This is a genomic window from Chryseobacterium sp. LAM-KRS1, assembly GCF_013184525.1.
Lineage (GTDB): Bacteria > Bacteroidota > Bacteroidia > Flavobacteriales > Weeksellaceae > Chryseobacterium > Chryseobacterium proteolyticum.
Genome location: NZ_JAAOIZ010000004.1, coordinates 590,872 through 608,224, shown reverse-complemented (window position 1 = coordinate 608,224; position 17,353 = coordinate 590,872). Strand labels below are relative to the sequence as shown.

Genomic DNA, 17,353 nt, shown 5'->3' with positions numbered 1-17,353 from the left:
TGTCGTATTGTAAAATTAGAAGTTAGCTTTTAATGATAATCCTATAGATCTGGTGATTGGTAAACCAAATGAATCTACTCCTACTCCACCCGGTGTATTTCCTGATACCTGTTCAGGATCAAACGGCGCTTTTTTATAGAAGAAAAACAGGTTAGTCCCTACCAGGCTTAGTGTTGCACTTTTCATATATTTTGAATTCACGTCAAAGGTATATGAGATCGATGCCTGGCGTAAACGTACTGTGGTCGCACTATACATATAGGCTTCGTCAATTCCTGTATTATTTTCAATTCCTCCCACGGCCTTGTAATAGGCTTTTGGATCAGTTTTGCCATTATAAGCTTGCCCTGCATTAGGCGTTCCCGGTGCATACACAGAATTTGGAATAGATACTCCACCGGCATCACGAGCATCCGCAGAAGCTTTGCTTACACCATATACATCATTTGCTTTTTCAGTAAGTGATAATACCTGTCCTCCGAATTTTCCATCAACAAGGAAGGAAATACCTAACTTACCTATATTAAAGCTGTTATTAAAACCTAAAATAAATTTAGGATTCGGATTGCCTAAGTATCCAAGGCTCCCTGTAGTCGCCAATGGAATGCCATCTTTATCAACCAAAATACGTCCCTGTGCATCTCTTTGGTATTTAATTCCATAAATATCACCAAACGATCCACCTAATTTCATTTTTGTATAATTTCCACCACCTGTTAATGAAAACAGTTGGTCTTGCGGAATATTCAGGCTTGAAGGAAAAAGCTCAACAATCTTGTTCTTGTTTACAGATCCATTCAATGTAGTAGTCCAGTCAAATTTTCCTGTATTGAAAACTTTGTAAGATAATGAAGATTCAAAACCAGTATTTTGTATTTTCCCTGCATTGATATAATAGGAGCCAGTAGGAATACCTCCTAAATTAGATGAAATCGTGGTTTCCAACAACTGGTTGGTTGCATTAGAATTATAATACGTTATATCAAAATTTAATCTGTTTTTCAACAACCTCAACTCTGTACCCGCTTCAAATGTCTTATTAAGCTCAGGTTTTGGAAATAGTTCTTTAAAATTAGGATCGGTAACAAACGTGCTCCTCGGGTATACAATTGTTCCGGCATCCACTCCATAAGCATATCCTGTTTTATACTCATCCATTATATTTGATAAAGTTGGTGGTAATCCTAAACCAACTGTAGCATAAGATGCTCTAATTTTCCAGAAATTAATAGCCTCCGGAAGCTTGAATATTGAAGATAATATAGCATTCGCACCAACAGATTCATAATCAAATCCATTTCTACCAGTTAAAGCCAACGTGGAATCCCAGTCATTTCTGAATGTCATATCAACGTACAACATATTTTTGTATCCAATAGATGCACTGGCAAAAACTGATTGTACCTGCTTTTTTGTGTTATAATAAATATAATGATATCCATCTCCAGGAGCTCTGTTTCCAGGCCACAGCAGGTTATTCAAAGCAAATAAATTAGGAGTTACTAGATAAGAATTATCAATTTGCGTTACTTTGTTCCGTGTTGTATTAATGCTTCCTCCTACTGTAAAATCCAAAGAAATGTCCTCACTCAACTTAGGATTACCTACCAATAAAACATCTCCATAGGTAGAAGAGTTCTCATACACATTTTTAAGCAATCTTCCATTAGCTCCATTGGCTAACAATGCAGGGTCAGAATAGATAGAAATATTTCTTTGGGTATCAGAGTTATTCCAACTGTAATTTCCACGGACTCTTGCGGTCAACCACGGGTTGATCTGATAAGATAAAGCAATAGCACTGTATGTATTTTTATTGTTTACCGTAACCTTATCCCTGTTTAAGATCCAATATGGATTCTGTGTAGCGGGATTTCCTTTAAAGGATCCGTCAGGTTTTACTTCCCACCAATTTTGTCCTGGAAGTAAACGACTTTTATCAATGTACGAATAATTGTCAGGTCCATATTGATCAAAATCTACCCCTCTCGGTAGCCAGTATAAACTCGTTAATGGAGAGAAAGATACTCCTGGAGATTGTCTGTTTACACTATTCTGTATAGAACCAATAAAGTTAGCATCCAACGTCAACTTATCATCCAGAAATTTACTTGAGTTTCTAAAAGAGATATTATACTGATCAAAATTAGACAATGGAACAACACCTTTATTAGTCGTATTTCCAAGAGAAAAATAGTTCGTAGATTTCTCTGTTCCTGATTGAAAAGATAGGCTATTAACCCAAGTTGTTCCAGTTTGCAAAAAGTCTTTCAGATAATCTTTAGAAGAACCTTTTGCCCCCCAACTCTGTACAGAAGCTCCTGGAGCATCACCTGATACAGAAGGATCATAAGACAGGTAACTATGTTGGAGCTTAGGAAGACTATATGCCCGATCCACTGTGAAACTACTACTATACGTGATAGAACTTCTTCCTACACGTCCTTTTTTAGTCGTAATCAATATTGCCCCATTCCCCCCAGCGTAACCATAAAGCGCTGAAGCAGATGCTCCTTTCAGGAAGTTGATACTTTCAATATCATCCGGGTTGATGGAACTTAGCACATCTCCTGTATCAGGCATACTTGAATACTGGCTAATTTCAGGAGCTTTTCCGGCGTCATTGATAATAGGAATTCCATCAATTACATACAATGGCTGGCTATTAGATACAGATTTATTTCCTCTCATTATCACTCTTACGGAGCTCCCCACACCATTGGTTCTGTTGATCTGCACATTGGAAACTTTTCCGCTGATGGAATTTAAAAGATTGGGTGTCTTTACCGCCGTCAGCTCATCTCCGCCAATTTGCTGGCTTGAATAGGTAAGCGAGCGTGCTTGCTTTTTGATCCCCAAAGATGTCACAACAACCTCTTCGATGTCGGCTGTTTTAGTTGAATCGGCAGGCTTTTTTACTTGTGCATATCCAAACACAGAAAAAGCTAATAAAACCGGTACGGCAGTTTTTCTCATAGGTAGATTAAATAGTGTTTAATTTAGAATCAATACTTTACAGCTTGTTTTTATTTATAAAGCAAGCCCACTTTATTTTGCTTAACATTTATGTATCATAAATAGTAAACAATTAAAGTTTCGTTAAAATTTAATTCATATTGACAAATCTAATTTTTGTGCACAATCAGATATAATACTATTTTGTCATAAAACGATATTATTTTTTCTACACTTTTCTTCTTAGCCTTTTTTTGACCTGAAATACAATACATTACAACATTTTAGAGAATTTATAAAATCATGTTTTTTTCCTATTTTTTATAGCCAAAATGTGATATATGCATAATTTTTTTCGTGATTTCTGTCATTTTATGACCATAAAAAGAAAATCCAAACCCCAAAATCCGGGCCCGGGAATATAAAATGCTCTTAAAATAAAAATATCATTCTATTTTCTTTACTCCCTTGAACTGTTCTCTGAATTCTGTAGGTGTTGTTTTTTTGAGCGATTTAAAGACCTTATTAAAATTGGCAATATTATTGAAACCTGCTTCAAATGCAATTTCAGATATGGTAAGATTCTTTTCCATCAGCCACCGTGCGGCATAACTGATCCTGATCTCATTAAGGTAATTCACAAAAGTTTTGCCCGTCCTTTTTTTAATGAACCTGTTGAACGTAACATTGCTCATATTGACCAGAGAAGCAGCGCCTTCAAGAGTAAGTTTATTTTCAAAATTCTTATGCACAAAATCATGGATGATCTTCATTTTATCACTATCCACAAATGTTTCCAGCTCAATACTGTAAGAGGATAATAATGTTTTGTTTTCAGCTGTTGCCAGTTCATTCAGGATTTTCATGATCTCAATAAAAGATTCAAAACTATTCATCTTCGAAAGATTAAGAAAAGACTCTTTCAGCTTTTCAGCCGTCTCCTTCGAAAACAGGATGCCTCTTATAGACTCTTTGATAAGATTGCTGATCGGTTTGAGAATATTCTTCTGCATCAGGGATTGGTTGAAAAAATCCTGATTAAATTGTACTACAATTTCATATGTTTTTTTGTTCTTACATCGGTAATTTGCCCAACAGTGAGGAAGATTAGGGCCAACCAGCACCAATTCAATATCTCCGATCTCTCCGGTATGGTCCCCTACCATCCGACGGTATCCCTTCCCTTTGTAGATAAAGTTAATTTCAATTTCCGGGTGGTAATGATACGGGAAATCAAATGAGGTTTTTATCCGGTCAAATACAAGAAAACTGTCCTCGGGAGATAACGGAGTTATTTCTCTCAAAATATTTTCTAATCCGCTCATGTGTTTACAATAGTTAAATTACTGAATTATGGGCATTTATAATAGAAATGTAAGATAAGGAACCTTACATCCGGTTGTTTTTATAATTTGATTGACTAAAGTACACTTATTTTAGTAAAAGATAATGACTGACACTTCTTAACTTGTTTTGATCCATCTCTAATAAGAAAAATAAAGCCGGATCCAATAATTAGAAGCGGCCATATCACTAGGTAAACTAATTATTACCTCATCTTTCCAAGTTTACTGGTTTAGCTGATTGATGCTGGTAATCATTTCTCTATAAATTTTATAGTCCTGTTTTTTATCAAAATTGAATCCATAAGCACCATATCCTCCTGCCTTAGCTTGATATTTCGTAGAATTGTAATACTTTTTTAACCTCAAAGGTCCCTGGCTATCATTACTATAAGAATAAGAAGATTCAAAGTCAGCAGAAATCAACAGGATATTCTTCTTTGGAAAACCGGCTTGTATGTAGCCATCGATTTTATTATCACTGGATGCTTCACTTCCCCAATAATCCTGGATATAAATAAGATCGATCTTTGAAAGGGTTGCACTAGACACCCCTAATTCTGATAATCCTACATTCGTATCAATGATGAGTAGCTTTCCTGAGTTTGATCCCGGTCCAAAATATTTAGCAAAGGCCTTAATATAAAGTTCCCAATCTCCGGCATTAAAACCTGCATCCGTATAGCCTGGCTCCAGATCCAGATCAACCCCATCAATCCTCCATTTCGTCAAAGAATCTGAGACCTTTTTTGCGTAAGCATCATAATCTTCAGGGGTGTTTTTAAATTTTGCGGTTTTTCGTTCATCCTTATAATTTTCGAAGATTTCATTTGCGAACTGGGTCTGAATAACAACAGTTCCTCTTTTCTTAAGGAATTGTACATCACTGATGAGCTCTGTTAATGTTTTTGCATCCTCTCCTGTAGCTCCGGGAATCCTATCTCCTCTCTTTAAATTACTTAAGCCCAAAAAACGATGAAAAAGGTTGACAATATCCACACCATCCGGAATATCCCTCAAGTTGTAGTAATCAGGTATCACTCCTCCTCTCGTCAATCCATTAAAATATCCTGTTACCTTAAATTTTTTACTGTTGATAATTTCAATCGGAGTTTTTTCCTTTGGAATTGTTCCTTCACTATCATCCTGGCAGGATATGAAACCGAAGCACATAAAAATTAAAATCATATGTACGTAAGCAAGCCCCTTTTGTTTTCTCATCTTAATATTTTTTGCGGTTTTTTCTATATAAACATGTCAGATCTCTTTTTCTTAAATATCATTCATTATAAACAACAGATAATTAAAATTTATTTAAGATTTAATTCATATTAACAAATCTAAATTTTGAAGAGTGACCGGGATAATACTATTTTATCATTAAGCAATACTATTTTACAACCATAAAAACTCTATAAAGCAACAGGTTACAAATCCCGATCATATCAAAGTTTTTTATTGACAGAGAGATTCAAAAGTGACTTTTATTGTAATCAAAGATCTGTTTCAGGGATTTAATACATCTGCACCCAGCTTTTTTGTATCTTTATTCTTAAAGTATACCAATGCTGCGACAAAGTTTTATTTTTGAAGACTCCTATAAAAAATTTGGATTCGATGTTTTTTCTGAAGAAAATCTTGGCATTTTAAAGGAAAATAAATTGACTTCCGAGATCAAAATCTTCTTTATTCCTCCGGGATATGAACTGAGTGTGGATTTTAACCATTACAAAACTACAGTTCCAACCCTGTTTTTTTTAACCAATCAATATTTGGATATAAAGAAGGGAAATGCTGATGAATCCATATTATTACATTACAACAGAGATTTCTATTGTATTCAGATTCATGATAAGGAAGTGGCCTGCGACGGGATCCTTTTCCATAATATATTTGAAATTCCAAAGGTAGAGCTGAATCCAGAGGAGGTTGTAATTATCAGAAATTTGCTAAAAAATATAAAGGATGAACTTGAATGGAAGCAATCCTCTAACGAAGAAATGATAAGGACCTATTTGAAACAGATCATCATTCATTCTACCAGAAAGTGGAAAAAACAAAACCTGGAAACGGAAAGGGTAAGCATCCCGAATAATGATCTCGATGTATTCAGGGATTTCAGCAGAAACCTTGAAATTCATTTCAGACAAAAACACAATGTGGCCGACTATGCCGAGTTATTGCATATTGCGCCGAAAACATTGACCCACAAGTTTAAAAACCTAAACCTGGAATCTCCCAATCAACTCATTATCAACAGAATTTTGCTGGAGGCAAAAAGACTATTGTTCTATACGGATAAACCGGTAAAAGAAATAGCTTATGATCTTGGCTATGAGGACCCCGCGTACTTTAACAGATTATTCACCAATAAGGTAGGCAGCACACCGGCTCATTTTAAGAAAAATTACTCTTCGGGAAAAAAGTACAATACTTAAGCCTTTTTATCTATTGAAACCAACCTTGACGTGACATACCTTTGTCATATCAAAAAACAAATTAAATATTAACTAAAAAACAAAACATTATGAAACGTAACGCAACAGCCGTTTGGAATGGCAACATCAAAGAAGGAAACGGACACCTAACAACTCAAAGCACCACATTAAATGAAACTCAGTATTCTTTCAACAGCAGATTTGCCGATGGTGTAGGAACAAATCCTGAGGAATTATTGGCGGCTGCCCATGCAGGATGCTTTACCATGAAATTAAGCGCTGAATTATCACAGGCCGGATTTACCCCTGAGGAACTTAAAACAACCTCTGTTATTACTCTTGATCCAAGTATTGGAAAAATTACTAAATCTGAATTGACTTTAACCGCAAAAGTTCCAGGACTTTCAGAAGAAGACTTTCAAAAATATGCTAAAATTGCTGAAGAAGGATGCCCGGTAAGTGCCGCTTTCAATTTTGAAATTACACTCAACGCAACTTTAGCATAATCAACCTACTATTATAACCAATTACCAACCTTAAAAACCCAAAATTATGTCACACAATGTTCAACCCGCAGAAAATGATCCCCATATTTTAAAAGATATCCGCGTTTTTCTTAAGGATCTTAACAGTGGAGGCGGAAAACCAATTGAAGAAATGTCTCCTGAAGATGCAAGCCAGGTTCTTGTAGGAGCACAAGCCTCTGTAAACTTTGATTATTCGGATATTGAAGAATTTGAAAAAAAGATTACCCAGGACGGAATTTCATTAAATATTCATATTGTAAAACCCAAAGGAGCAAACGATAACCTTCCTGTATTTATGTTTTTCCATGGAGGGGGATGGGTATTAGGAGATTTCCCTACTCATAAAAGATTAGTACGAGATTTGGTTGTAAAAAGTGGAGCCGTCGCTGTATTCCCTGATTACACTCCATCTCCGGAAGCTCAGTATCCAACTGCTATTAATCAGGCCTATGCAGCTACAAAATGGGTTTCCGAAAATGGCAAAGAAATCGGAGTGGATGGCTCTAAGCTGGCTGTTGCAGGAAACAGCGTAGGTGGAAATATGGCTGCTGTAGTTGCTCTGATGGCAAAGGATAAAAATGGTCCGGAACTTCAATACCAGGTTTTATTGTGGCCGGTTACTGACTCAGATTTTACAAGAGAATCTTATGAAAAGTATGCGCAGGAAAGATTCTTAACAACTCCGTTAATGAAATGGATGTGGGACAATTATACTACAGATCTTGAAAAAAGAAAAGAAAAATATGCTTCTCCAAATAAGGCATCTCTTGAAGAGTTAAAAGGATTACCTCCTGCATTGATCCAGATAGCTGAGAATGATATTCTTCATGACGAAGGGGTAGCGTATGGAAGAAAGCTTGATGAAGCCGGTGTTCCTACTACACTTGCAGTGTATAAAGGTTTTATCCATGATTATGGATTATTAAATCCTATAGCTCATATTCCGGCAATTCAGGAATCTCTTGCCCAGGCAGCTTCCACAATAAAAGAAGCTCTCTTTAAATAAAATATCTTAAGTCTGGACTAATATTCAAGTTCAGACTTAGTTTTTATTCCAAATATACCATTTGGTATATTTTCGTATATTTGTATATAATTTCATGATTATGTCAAAAGCAGAAAAGACCAAACAGTTCATTATTGAGACTACGGCTCCCTTATTTAATAAGAAAGGTTATCTCTCAACGACGCTTTCGGACATTACGGAAGCAACAGGACTAACAAAGGGCAGTATTTACGGAAATTTTGAAAACAAAGATGAAGTAGCTCTTGAAGCTTACAAGTATAACTCAACTTTTCTGAGTAGAAGCATGTCCAGATCACTAGGAGAAGACTTTCCTCTGGCTGTGGATAAATTAAAAGCTATTGTCAATTTTTACCGTAAAAGCTGGAAGGATGTTTTCCTTAATGGAGGATGCCCGTTGATGAATGCCGCTACAGAGTCTGATGACACTTTTCCTATCCTGAAAAATCAGGTTACTCTATCTTTTCAGGCATGGATCAAAAAAATTTCAGCAGCTATTCAGGAAGGCCAGCAAAGCGGAGAATTCAATGAAAAAGTAAATGCAGATGAAATGGCCTCGTTATTCATTATGCTTATTGAAGGCGGTATACTTCTTTCCAAAACAACAGGTCATGAAACGTATCTGAACCTTGCTTTAGATAGGATCCTTTTAATCATAGACCAGGAACTCAATATTATTCCATCATAAATTTTTATCATATGGAAACAAAAAAAGTGGCCATCGTAGGATACAACAGAATTCCTTTTGCCAGAATGAACACTGCTTATGCAGATAAAGGGAATCAGGATTTGCTGCTTTCTGCTTTAAACGGACTGATTGACCGTTATCAGCTCACAGGAAAACTACTTGGTGAAGTTGCAGGCGGAGCAGTTATTAAGCACATATCCGAAAGTAACCTCATCAGAGAAACAGTAATGAATACATCTCTGGATCCGGCAACTCCGGCATGTGATCTTCAGCAAGCATGTGATACAGGAATCGAAGCAGCTATATATATTGGGAATAAAATCGCCCTTGGACAAATAGAAAGCGGTATCGCCTGCGGAGTAGAAGCTATGAGCAATATCCCCTTCGAATCGTCCCCCAAATTGAGAAAGGCTCTTTTAAAAGCAAATAAAGAAAAATCAGCTTTTGGAAAGCTGAAACATCTCTTAAGCCCGTCATTGAAAGACTGGATGCCTATTCCATACAAGGGACAGGAACCTAAAACAGGATTGGTAATGGGTGAACATACTGAAATTACCGCAAAATATTATCAGATATCACGTGAAGACCAGGATCAGCTGGCTTTCAAAAGTCACCAAAATATGGCTAAGGCTTACGAGGAAGGATTCTTCAATGATATGATCACACCCGCATTTGGTTTAGAGAAGGATAATAATTTACGCCTTGATACAAGCCTTGAAAAACTGGCTCAGTTAAAACCCGCATTTGATAAACAAAACGGAACACTCACTGCAGGAAATTCTACTCCATTTACAGATGGGGCCTCTGCTGTCTTATTGGCCAGTGAGGAATGGGCTAAGGCCAACAATCTTCCCATCCTGGCCTATATTACCTTTTCCGAAATAGCAGGAATAGAATATGTGGAAAACAGACAAAATTTACTTCTTGCACCGGTTTTTGCCGCAGACAGAATGTTGAAAAAAGCAGGAATGAACCTTGAAGATTTTGATTATTACGAAATCCACGAAGCTTTTGCAGCACAAATTTTGGCAACAATTAAGATCTGGGAGAATGATGACTTCGCCAAAAAATTCGGATTAGAAAAAGCTTTGGGAAAAATAGACAGAAATAAGCTGAATGTAAAAGGCGGAAGCCTTGCAGCTGCTCACCCGTTTGCCGCAACCGGAGGCAGAATTATCGCTACACTGGCTAAGCTTTTAAACCAAAAAGGAAGCGGGAAAGGTTTTATTTCTATTTGTGCAGCAAGAGGGCAAGGTGTCACCATGATTATAGAAAAGTAAAAGTATTATATGGATCGATTAGAACAATTAAGACAATTTATTGGAAAAGAATTTGATCAGTCCCCTTCTCCATTTATGAAATGGCTGAATCCTATTGTAATTTCTGTAGAGGAAGGAAATCTGGAGTTTCAATATACCGTTCGCCCGGAATGGCTGAATCCAATCGGTAATCTTCATGGCGGAGTAACCGCGGCTATTGTGGATGACATCATCGGTGCTACGATGTTTTCCTTAAATGAAAATTCTTTCATTACAACCATAAATAATGTCATCGATTATTTTTCAACTGCGAAAGAAAATGATAATATTGTAGCCGAAACTAAAATCATTAAAAGGGGGAAGCAATTTGTAAATGCCCAATGCGAGATATGGAACGCAGATAAAACAAGACTCATTGCTAGAGGAACCTCCAATTTATTTAAAATCAGTAACTAAGTATGAAAAGAGTTGTCATTACAGGACTGGGTGCAGTTACACCCTTGGGAAACAATGTCGCAGATTTCTGGCAAAACAGTATTAATGGAGTAAGCGGAGCGGCTTTAATCAAGCATTTTAATGCTGAAAAATTTAAAGTTCATTTTGCTTGTGAGGTAAAAGATTTCGACCCTAAAAAATATTTGAACCATAATGAAATAAAAAGAAGTGATCTCTTCACTCAGTATGCAATGTATGCCTCTGCTGAAGCAATTGAAGATTCAGGATTGGATTTTGAGACGATGGATCCTTTTGATACAGGTGTTATCTGGGGAACAGGACAGGGAGGTATGCTAACCTTCGAAAATGAAGTCGCAGAATATTATGGTGGTGAGGGCATACCGCGTTTCAATCCGTTCTTCGTTCCAAAATTCATTGCCAACATGGCTTCAGGAATGATTTCTATGAAATACGGACTGCAGGGAATCAACTATACGACAGTTTCCGCGTGTGCCACCGGAAATACAGCTTTAATGGATGCTTTTAATTATATCCGTTTGGGTAAAGCAAAAGTAATCATCAGCGGAGGTTCAGAGGCTGGTATTACTCCAGCTTCCGTGGGCGGATTCTCCGGCATGAAAGCAATGTCTACGCGAAACGACGATTTTGCTACAGCAAGCCGTCCTTATGATGTAGACAGAGATGGTTTTGTAATCGGTGAAGGAGCAGGATCATTGGTCCTTGAAGAATATGAACATGCCAAAAGCAGAGGAGCAAAAATCTATGCCGAACTGGTAGGTGCTGCCATGACAGCAGATGCTTATCACATGACCGCTCCGCATCCTGAAGGAGCAGGTGCTATAAAAGCTATGCAGCTATCTCTTAACGAAGCCGGAATTAATGCAGAAGACATCGATTATATCAATCCCCACGCGACCTCAACGCCTTTAGGAGATCTTATTGAATTAAAAGCGATCAACAGCCTTTTCAAAGGAAGTAAAAAACTTGATATAAGTGGTACAAAATCAATGACAGGACACTTATTAGGGGCAGCGGGTGCTGCGGAAGCCATACTTTCAATTAAAGCAATTGAGAACGGAATCATTCCTCCAACCATTAATCTTCACGAGATAGATCCTGCCATCCCTAAAGATGTCAATATCGTATTTAATGAGGCTAAAGAAAAAGATATTACGTATGCTTTAAGTAATGCTTTCGGATTCGGTGGACATAATGCGACCTTGATTTTCAAGAAGTTTAGCTAAGGAATTAGTTTAATAAAAATAAAAAAGCAGTCAAAATTGACTGCTTTCTATTTTATTCTGATTCAGGAATAAAAAAATCATCTCCCCCCTCTTCAATTGGAATATAAAGTCTTTCCCATTTTTCTCCTTCCACTATTTCCCAACTATGTCCAACTCCATCAGTATCCTCTGCTATAAGAATTATTCCCGGTTCAATTAGAAATGTAGAACCATCACTAACCTTAAATAAAATATTTCCTTTTAATGTGATCACATACTGTCTCCGTGGAGCCGGATGTGTATGTTTTTCCCATTCTTCTGTTATCGTACTAATCCAAAAAGTCCTGGTATTCATGGGCTTCAAAGTGGGTATTTTACCTTTCTCAAACCTGCTTGTCTGATCCGGATTACTCGATAACCTGAAAGCAGGAATATACTCACCTGTAGATTTCATACGACCTTTTAGTTTATGTTCAAATCGTCTTTATGCTTATTGATAACAATTCTTATTAAGACTTTAACCACTCTGAGGAAGAAAGATAATTTTGATCCGGATAATAAATAAACAGACAATTTCTTCCTTTTATGGTATTAATAATTGGAGCCGTAAGGTCTTTCGGAATGGCAGGACATCCCCAGCTTCTCCCGATTCTTTTATGCATTGCTGCAAATTCTTCACTTACATAATTTGCTCCGTGCATTACAATCGCTCTTCTGTAAGCCGCATCATTAAATCCTTTATCCATCCCAAGCAACCTTAGAGAATATCCGTTATCTCCGTTATAGGTAGCATCAGTAATATAGAATCCCATACTGCTTTGAAGCGAGCTTTCATTATTTGAAAAATTGGTTGCAAACTCCTCTCCTGTATTTTTACCATGGGCAACCAAAGAATTAAACAATACTTTCTTTTCCTGTGTATCAATTACCCATAGCCTGTTGGTATTGGAGGACATCGAAAAATCGCAGACTGTCAGTAAGTGTGAATCCTGGCTCAGTAATCCTGCTTTTTTTAAATTTTCAAATCCTGTTAAGGCTTTAAAGAACACCTCTTCATTAAGTTCATGTCCTGGTTCGAATGCAATTGATTTATATAATTCTTCTGACGAAGATACCGCATTGGTTGTCTTCTCAGATTTCGTGTCAGCTACTCTTTCAATTTTTTCTGTGCCAATGGTTTCACTTCTTAAATTCGTTTTCTCCGGAGAAATGTAAAATGAAGTTGTAACCATGTATGCAAAGCCCAAGAGGCTATATAATCCTTTCATTCAATAACTATGTAAAATATAAATTAGTGGGGCAAAATTATAAAAACATAATTACGCGACAGGAAAAACAAACCGAAGTTTAACGCTATTTAAGAAACTTTAACTTCCTGATTCTGTGAATTAAAGCCGTTATTTCAACGCATTTCGGGTCAATTCCTGTCGCATTGATTTTATGCGATACTGCGATTTTACGGGTTTTGCTATAACATGAAAAAATACTTCGCAAGGAATTCCTGCATATAAATCTTCAATAATTTAATATTCTGCAATAGGCATCTTTATATTAAGAAAATTCTTACTTACTGTAGATTCATTGAAAATAGTAAAGATCAGATAGAACTATTCATCGAAAATCTAGTTTTTAGAATCCGGGACAAATTCCAGACTTACAGAATTCATACAATAACGTAGTCCTGTTGGTTTGGGACCATCATCAAAAACATGTCCCAAATGCGAATCACAACGTTTACAAAGCACCTCTACTCTTTCCATTCCATAAGTTGTATCTCTTTTATAATAAACTCCTTCTTTATCCGCTTCAAAAAAGCTGGGCCATCCGCAACTGCTTGCAAACTTTGAGGTAGAGCGAAATAAATGGTTTCCGCAAACGGCACAATAATATTCACCTGTTTCATCGAACTCATTATATTTTCCCGTGAAAGCTCTTTCAGTAGCAGCTTCTCTTGATACGGCGTACAAATCGGGAGCCAGGATTTTCTTCCATTCTTCATTGGGAACTTCCAGTTTTGTGGTATCTGTTCTTGAATAGTATGGATTGTTTTTTGCTTCGTTTTCCATAGATGTAATTTTGATGGGTTATGATTCTGCGAATATGATTGCAGAAAAACAATTAGTATTAATGAAATTAAAAATTTCATAACCAAATTTACTAAATTTGATCATATGAATGATGAAGCCAAAAGAAAACAACTAAGAAAATACAAAGCATTTGCGACAGGATTATTTGTACTGATGGCAATTATTTTTGTCATTACAACAGTCCTTCAAAAGACAAATCCTTCACATTGGATAGGATACGTCCGCGCATTCTCCGAGGCTGCAATGGTGGGAGCCCTAGCCGATTGGTTTGCCGTAACCGCTTTATTCCGACATCCACTGGGGCTTCCTATTCCACATACCAACCTGATTGAAAACAGCAAAGAAAGACTCGGAGATAATCTCGGAAGTTTTGTAGTGACCAATTTCCTTTCACCACAGAACATACGCCCTTACATTCAGAAACTTAAAATATCCAATTTCGTAGGCGAATGGCTTACCAAAGAAAAAAACCAGGAAATTTTAATTAAAAATCTATCCGATATTGTTCTGGATATCCTCAATAAGCTTGACGATTCAGTGGTCAGTGATTTTATTACCAAAAAAGTCTCCGAAATGTCCAATGGGATAAAGCTTAATGTGATTATTGGAAACGGAATTAATTATTTGCTGGATAAAAATGACCATCAGCGGATTATAACCAATCTATCAAAACAAATCAAAGAATACATCATTGAAAATGATGAGATGATCGAGGAGCGTGTAAAAAAAGGAAGCTATTCTTTTATCCCTTCATTTGTTGACAGTAAAATTGCAGAAAAAATTGCCAATGGATTATCCGATTTCTTTAAAGAAGTGGAGGAAGATCCTCAACATGAAATCAGATCATTAATCTCAAAGAAGATCTATGAATTTTCATCGGATTTGAAAGAAGACCCTAAATGGGAAGGTGAGTTTAAGAACATTAAAAATGAGATCCTTAAAAACGATAAACTCAGCCAGTATTCGAATGACATCTGGTCTTCCATTAAAAACACTTTAACAAAAGAACTTCAGGAAGATCACTCTTCTTTAAAAAATTATATCTCCAAAAATTTAAATGAGTTTTCAGAGAACTTAAAAACTGACGAAAAACTTCAAAACAAAATAGATCACTGGGTACGCGTTACTGCCTATAAATATATTCTGAGAAACACTCACCAATTTGGAAACCTCATCAGCTCCACTGTCGGAAACTGGAAAGGCAAAGAATTAAGTGAGAAAATGGAGCTTGAGGTGGGTAAAGACCTACAGTTTATCCGCGTAAATGGTACATTAGTGGGTGGATTGGTTGGATTGATCATTTATACAATTGCTCATTTCTTTATTTAATACAACTAAAAACTAACCATAAAAACCGCATGAAAAACCTATTTTTATTACTCCTGTGTTCCATAGGCTTCTACTCCCTCGCTCAAAAAATAGAACTCAAAGTAGTTACTGATTCTTCCCAGATCTTTAAAGGGGAAGTTGCAGGAATTCCTGTTACGATGCAATTGCATTATAGGGGTATCGTGGATTGCAGCCAATATCAGCACTTTGTAGACGGCTGGTATTTCTACGATAAATATCAGAAAAAAATTTCGCTAACCGGTATTTACGATTATGGAAACCTATACCTCTATAATTTTGGAAATAAGCAAAAACAGAGTTCAAAAATATTGGGAGAAAAAATCACATCACCTCAATGGATTGAAAAAGCTGACAGTATTGCTAAGACGCTGAACCCCAAAGAAAGCTTCATTTTTAAAAATGATCGGTCCAATAAAGAAGTCCAAGGTAAATTTATTTTAGGAAATAAAGCACAATCTGCAAGTTTGTTTACCAAAAACAACATGATCTACAGATTTAATAATTATCTGATCCTGCCCAATAATAAAAAAATAAACACCTATGATTTTATAGATTCTTACGGAGGTAATGAACTGGTATCATACGTTTCAGATCAATCGGGAAACAGGATTCTGTTATATTTTGAGCATACGTCCAATTTCAATGCCTGCGGAATGTGTGGTGCCAGTGAAGGAGAAAAGGGCTATAGGGTATTATACTTTACCAGCGACTGGAACTATAAAAAACACGAAGATTTTCTTACAGAAAGTTGTATCAATAATATTTACGATACTGTAGTAACCAAAACTAAAGATTCTAAAGTTTTAAAGTTCGCTATTAAAAAGACAACAACAAGCCCTGCTTATACCTTGGTTGTAGATCGTAACAATGCTTCAGTTACAAAATCAAAATAGATGCAAGGCCTTCCATTACTGATCAGATTTGGAATATGCTTCCTTATCTAGGTAATCTTGAAGCCCTTTTTAAAAGTTCTTTGTTGATCTCATTGATCAATTCCGGACCCTCATAAATAAATCCTGTATAAAGCTGGATAAGGCTTGCTCCTGCATCAAGCTTCTCAATTGCATCTTTTGCAGAATGGATTCCTCCCACTCCGATAATCGGAAATGCTCTACCACTCTTTTCAGAAAGAAAACGGATCACTTCTGTAGATCTTTTAGTTAGTGGTTTTCCTGATAATCCTCCGGTTTCAGATTTATTCTCGGAATTAAGATTCTCGCGGGAAAGTGTAGTATTGGTTGCTATAACTCCCGCTATTTTAGTATCTTTTACAATATCGATAATGTCCAACAACTGATCATCGGATAGATCAGGTGCTATTTTTAGAAGGATTGGTTTTGGATTGGCTTTTCCGTTATTCATTTGTTGCAAAGTTCCCAAAAGCTGAGTCAAAGGTTCTTTATCCTGAAGTTCCCGAAGGTTGGGTGTATTAGGCGAGCTTACATTAACAACAAAATAGTCTACATACGGGAAAAGTTTCTCAAAACAAATTTTGTAATCATTTACCGCTTCTTCATTAGGAGTTACTTTATTTTTCCCGATATTCCCCCCGATCAGTACATTTTTATTTTTCTTAAGCCTTTCAACAGCAGCATCTACTCCTTCATTATTGAAGCCCATCCTATTGATAATGGCTGAATCTTCTTTTAAGCGAAAAAGTCTTTTCTTGTCATTTCCCGGTTGGCCTTTGGGTGTAAGTGTTCCGATTTCCACAAAACCAAAACCAAGATCAGCGAGTTCTTCAAAAAGCACTGCATTCTTATCAAAACCGGCTGCCAAGCCTACCGGATTTTTAAATTTCAAGCCAAAAACTTCTCTTTCAAGACGTTTATCTTCAATTGGTTTAGGAAAAAATAGTTTGGTAAGAAATCCAAAATTCTTAAGCATTGAAAATGTTAAATGATGAACTTCCTCGGGATCAAATTTGAACAGAATGGGTCTGATGATACTTTTGTACATTGAAAAAAAGTTTGACAAAAATACTCAAATTAAAATTAATGGTC

The 17,353-nt window shown here is 36.4% G+C and carries 16 protein-coding genes; 9 read left to right on the top strand and 7 right to left on the bottom strand.

Annotated elements, in window-relative coordinates; genetic code table 11:
* Positions 1-15: 15 nt before the first annotated feature.
* From G9C87_RS13915 to G9C87_RS13905, 3 genes are all read right to left on the bottom strand, one after another.
* Positions 16-2,976 (bottom strand): SusC/RagA family TonB-linked outer membrane protein, encoded by a 2,961-nt coding sequence (locus G9C87_RS13915; protein ID WP_172282135.1) that lies wholly within the window; start codon positions 2,974-2,976, stop codon positions 16-18.
* 425 nt (positions 2,977-3,401) lie between these two features.
* Positions 3,402-4,280, bottom strand: a complete 879-nt coding sequence (locus G9C87_RS13910) for an AraC family transcriptional regulator (RefSeq protein ID WP_172282133.1) — start codon at positions 4,278-4,280, stop codon at positions 3,402-3,404.
* A gap of 243 nt (positions 4,281-4,523) precedes the next feature.
* Positions 4,524-5,519, bottom strand: coding sequence for a glycosyl hydrolase family 18 protein (locus tag G9C87_RS13905; RefSeq protein WP_172282131.1), 996 nt, complete (start codon positions 5,517-5,519; stop codon positions 4,524-4,526).
* A 344-nt stretch (positions 5,520-5,863) separates the two neighbouring features.
* On the opposite strand from G9C87_RS13905, the gene G9C87_RS13900 reads away from it, so the two are divergent.
* The 7 genes from G9C87_RS13900 to fabF all read left to right on the top strand — a co-directional run bounded on the left by G9C87_RS13900 (position 5,864) and on the right by fabF (position 11,934).
* Complete coding sequence (locus tag G9C87_RS13900; protein WP_172282129.1) at positions 5,864-6,736, top strand: helix-turn-helix domain-containing protein; 873 nt, start codon at positions 5,864-5,866, stop codon at positions 6,734-6,736.
* Between the two features lie 89 nt (positions 6,737-6,825).
* Positions 6,826-7,242 (top strand): OsmC family protein, encoded by a 417-nt coding sequence (locus tag G9C87_RS13895; protein ID WP_172282127.1) that lies wholly within the window; start codon positions 6,826-6,828, stop codon positions 7,240-7,242.
* A gap of 46 nt (positions 7,243-7,288) precedes the next feature.
* On the top strand, positions 7,289-8,269 hold the full coding sequence (locus tag G9C87_RS13890; protein ID WP_172282125.1) for an alpha/beta hydrolase: 981 nt from the start codon (positions 7,289-7,291) through the stop codon (positions 8,267-8,269).
* A 100-nt stretch (positions 8,270-8,369) separates the two neighbouring features.
* Positions 8,370-8,975, top strand: coding sequence for a TetR/AcrR family transcriptional regulator (locus G9C87_RS13885; protein WP_172282123.1), 606 nt, complete (start codon positions 8,370-8,372; stop codon positions 8,973-8,975).
* Between the two features lie 11 nt (positions 8,976-8,986).
* A complete protein-coding gene (locus G9C87_RS13880; protein ID WP_172282121.1) occupies positions 8,987-10,255 on the top strand; it encodes an acetyl-CoA C-acetyltransferase in 1,269 nt (422 codons plus the stop codon).
* Positions 10,256-10,264: 9 nt separating this feature from the next.
* Positions 10,265-10,690 (top strand): PaaI family thioesterase, encoded by a 426-nt coding sequence (locus tag G9C87_RS13875; protein ID WP_172282119.1) that lies wholly within the window; start codon positions 10,265-10,267, stop codon positions 10,688-10,690.
* 2 nt (positions 10,691-10,692) lie between these two features.
* A complete protein-coding gene (gene fabF, locus G9C87_RS13870; protein WP_172282117.1) occupies positions 10,693-11,934 on the top strand; it encodes a beta-ketoacyl-ACP synthase II in 1,242 nt (413 codons plus the stop codon).
* A 52-nt stretch (positions 11,935-11,986) separates the two neighbouring features.
* Here the strand turns inward: fabF and G9C87_RS13865 are convergent, their stop codons facing one another.
* From G9C87_RS13865 to msrB, 3 genes are all read right to left on the bottom strand, one after another.
* Positions 11,987-12,367, bottom strand: coding sequence for a hypothetical protein (locus G9C87_RS13865; protein ID WP_172282115.1), 381 nt, complete (start codon positions 12,365-12,367; stop codon positions 11,987-11,989).
* Positions 12,368-12,422: 55 nt separating this feature from the next.
* The gene (locus tag G9C87_RS13860) at positions 12,423-13,181 is read right to left on the bottom strand and encodes a murein L,D-transpeptidase catalytic domain family protein (RefSeq protein ID WP_172282113.1); all 759 of its coding nucleotides are present in this window, start codon (positions 13,179-13,181) and stop codon (positions 12,423-12,425) included.
* A 354-nt stretch (positions 13,182-13,535) separates the two neighbouring features.
* Positions 13,536-13,979: a peptide-methionine (R)-S-oxide reductase MsrB gene (msrB, locus tag G9C87_RS13855; protein ID WP_172282112.1), complete on the bottom strand. Its 444-nt coding sequence runs from the start codon at positions 13,977-13,979 to the stop codon at positions 13,536-13,538.
* Between the two features lie 105 nt (positions 13,980-14,084).
* Between msrB and G9C87_RS13850 the strand changes: the two genes are divergently transcribed.
* The gene (locus tag G9C87_RS13850) at positions 14,085-15,329 is read left to right on the top strand and encodes a DUF445 domain-containing protein (RefSeq protein WP_172282110.1); all 1,245 of its coding nucleotides are present in this window, start codon (positions 14,085-14,087) and stop codon (positions 15,327-15,329) included.
* A gap of 29 nt (positions 15,330-15,358) precedes the next feature.
* Complete coding sequence (locus tag G9C87_RS13845) at positions 15,359-16,243, top strand: hypothetical protein (protein ID WP_172282109.1); 885 nt, start codon at positions 15,359-15,361, stop codon at positions 16,241-16,243.
* Between the two features lie 43 nt (positions 16,244-16,286).
* Here the strand turns inward: G9C87_RS13845 and G9C87_RS13840 are convergent, their stop codons facing one another.
* Positions 16,287-17,309 (bottom strand): quinone-dependent dihydroorotate dehydrogenase, encoded by a 1,023-nt coding sequence (locus G9C87_RS13840; protein ID WP_172282107.1) that lies wholly within the window; start codon positions 17,307-17,309, stop codon positions 16,287-16,289.
* Positions 17,310-17,353: the final 44 nt, after the last annotated feature.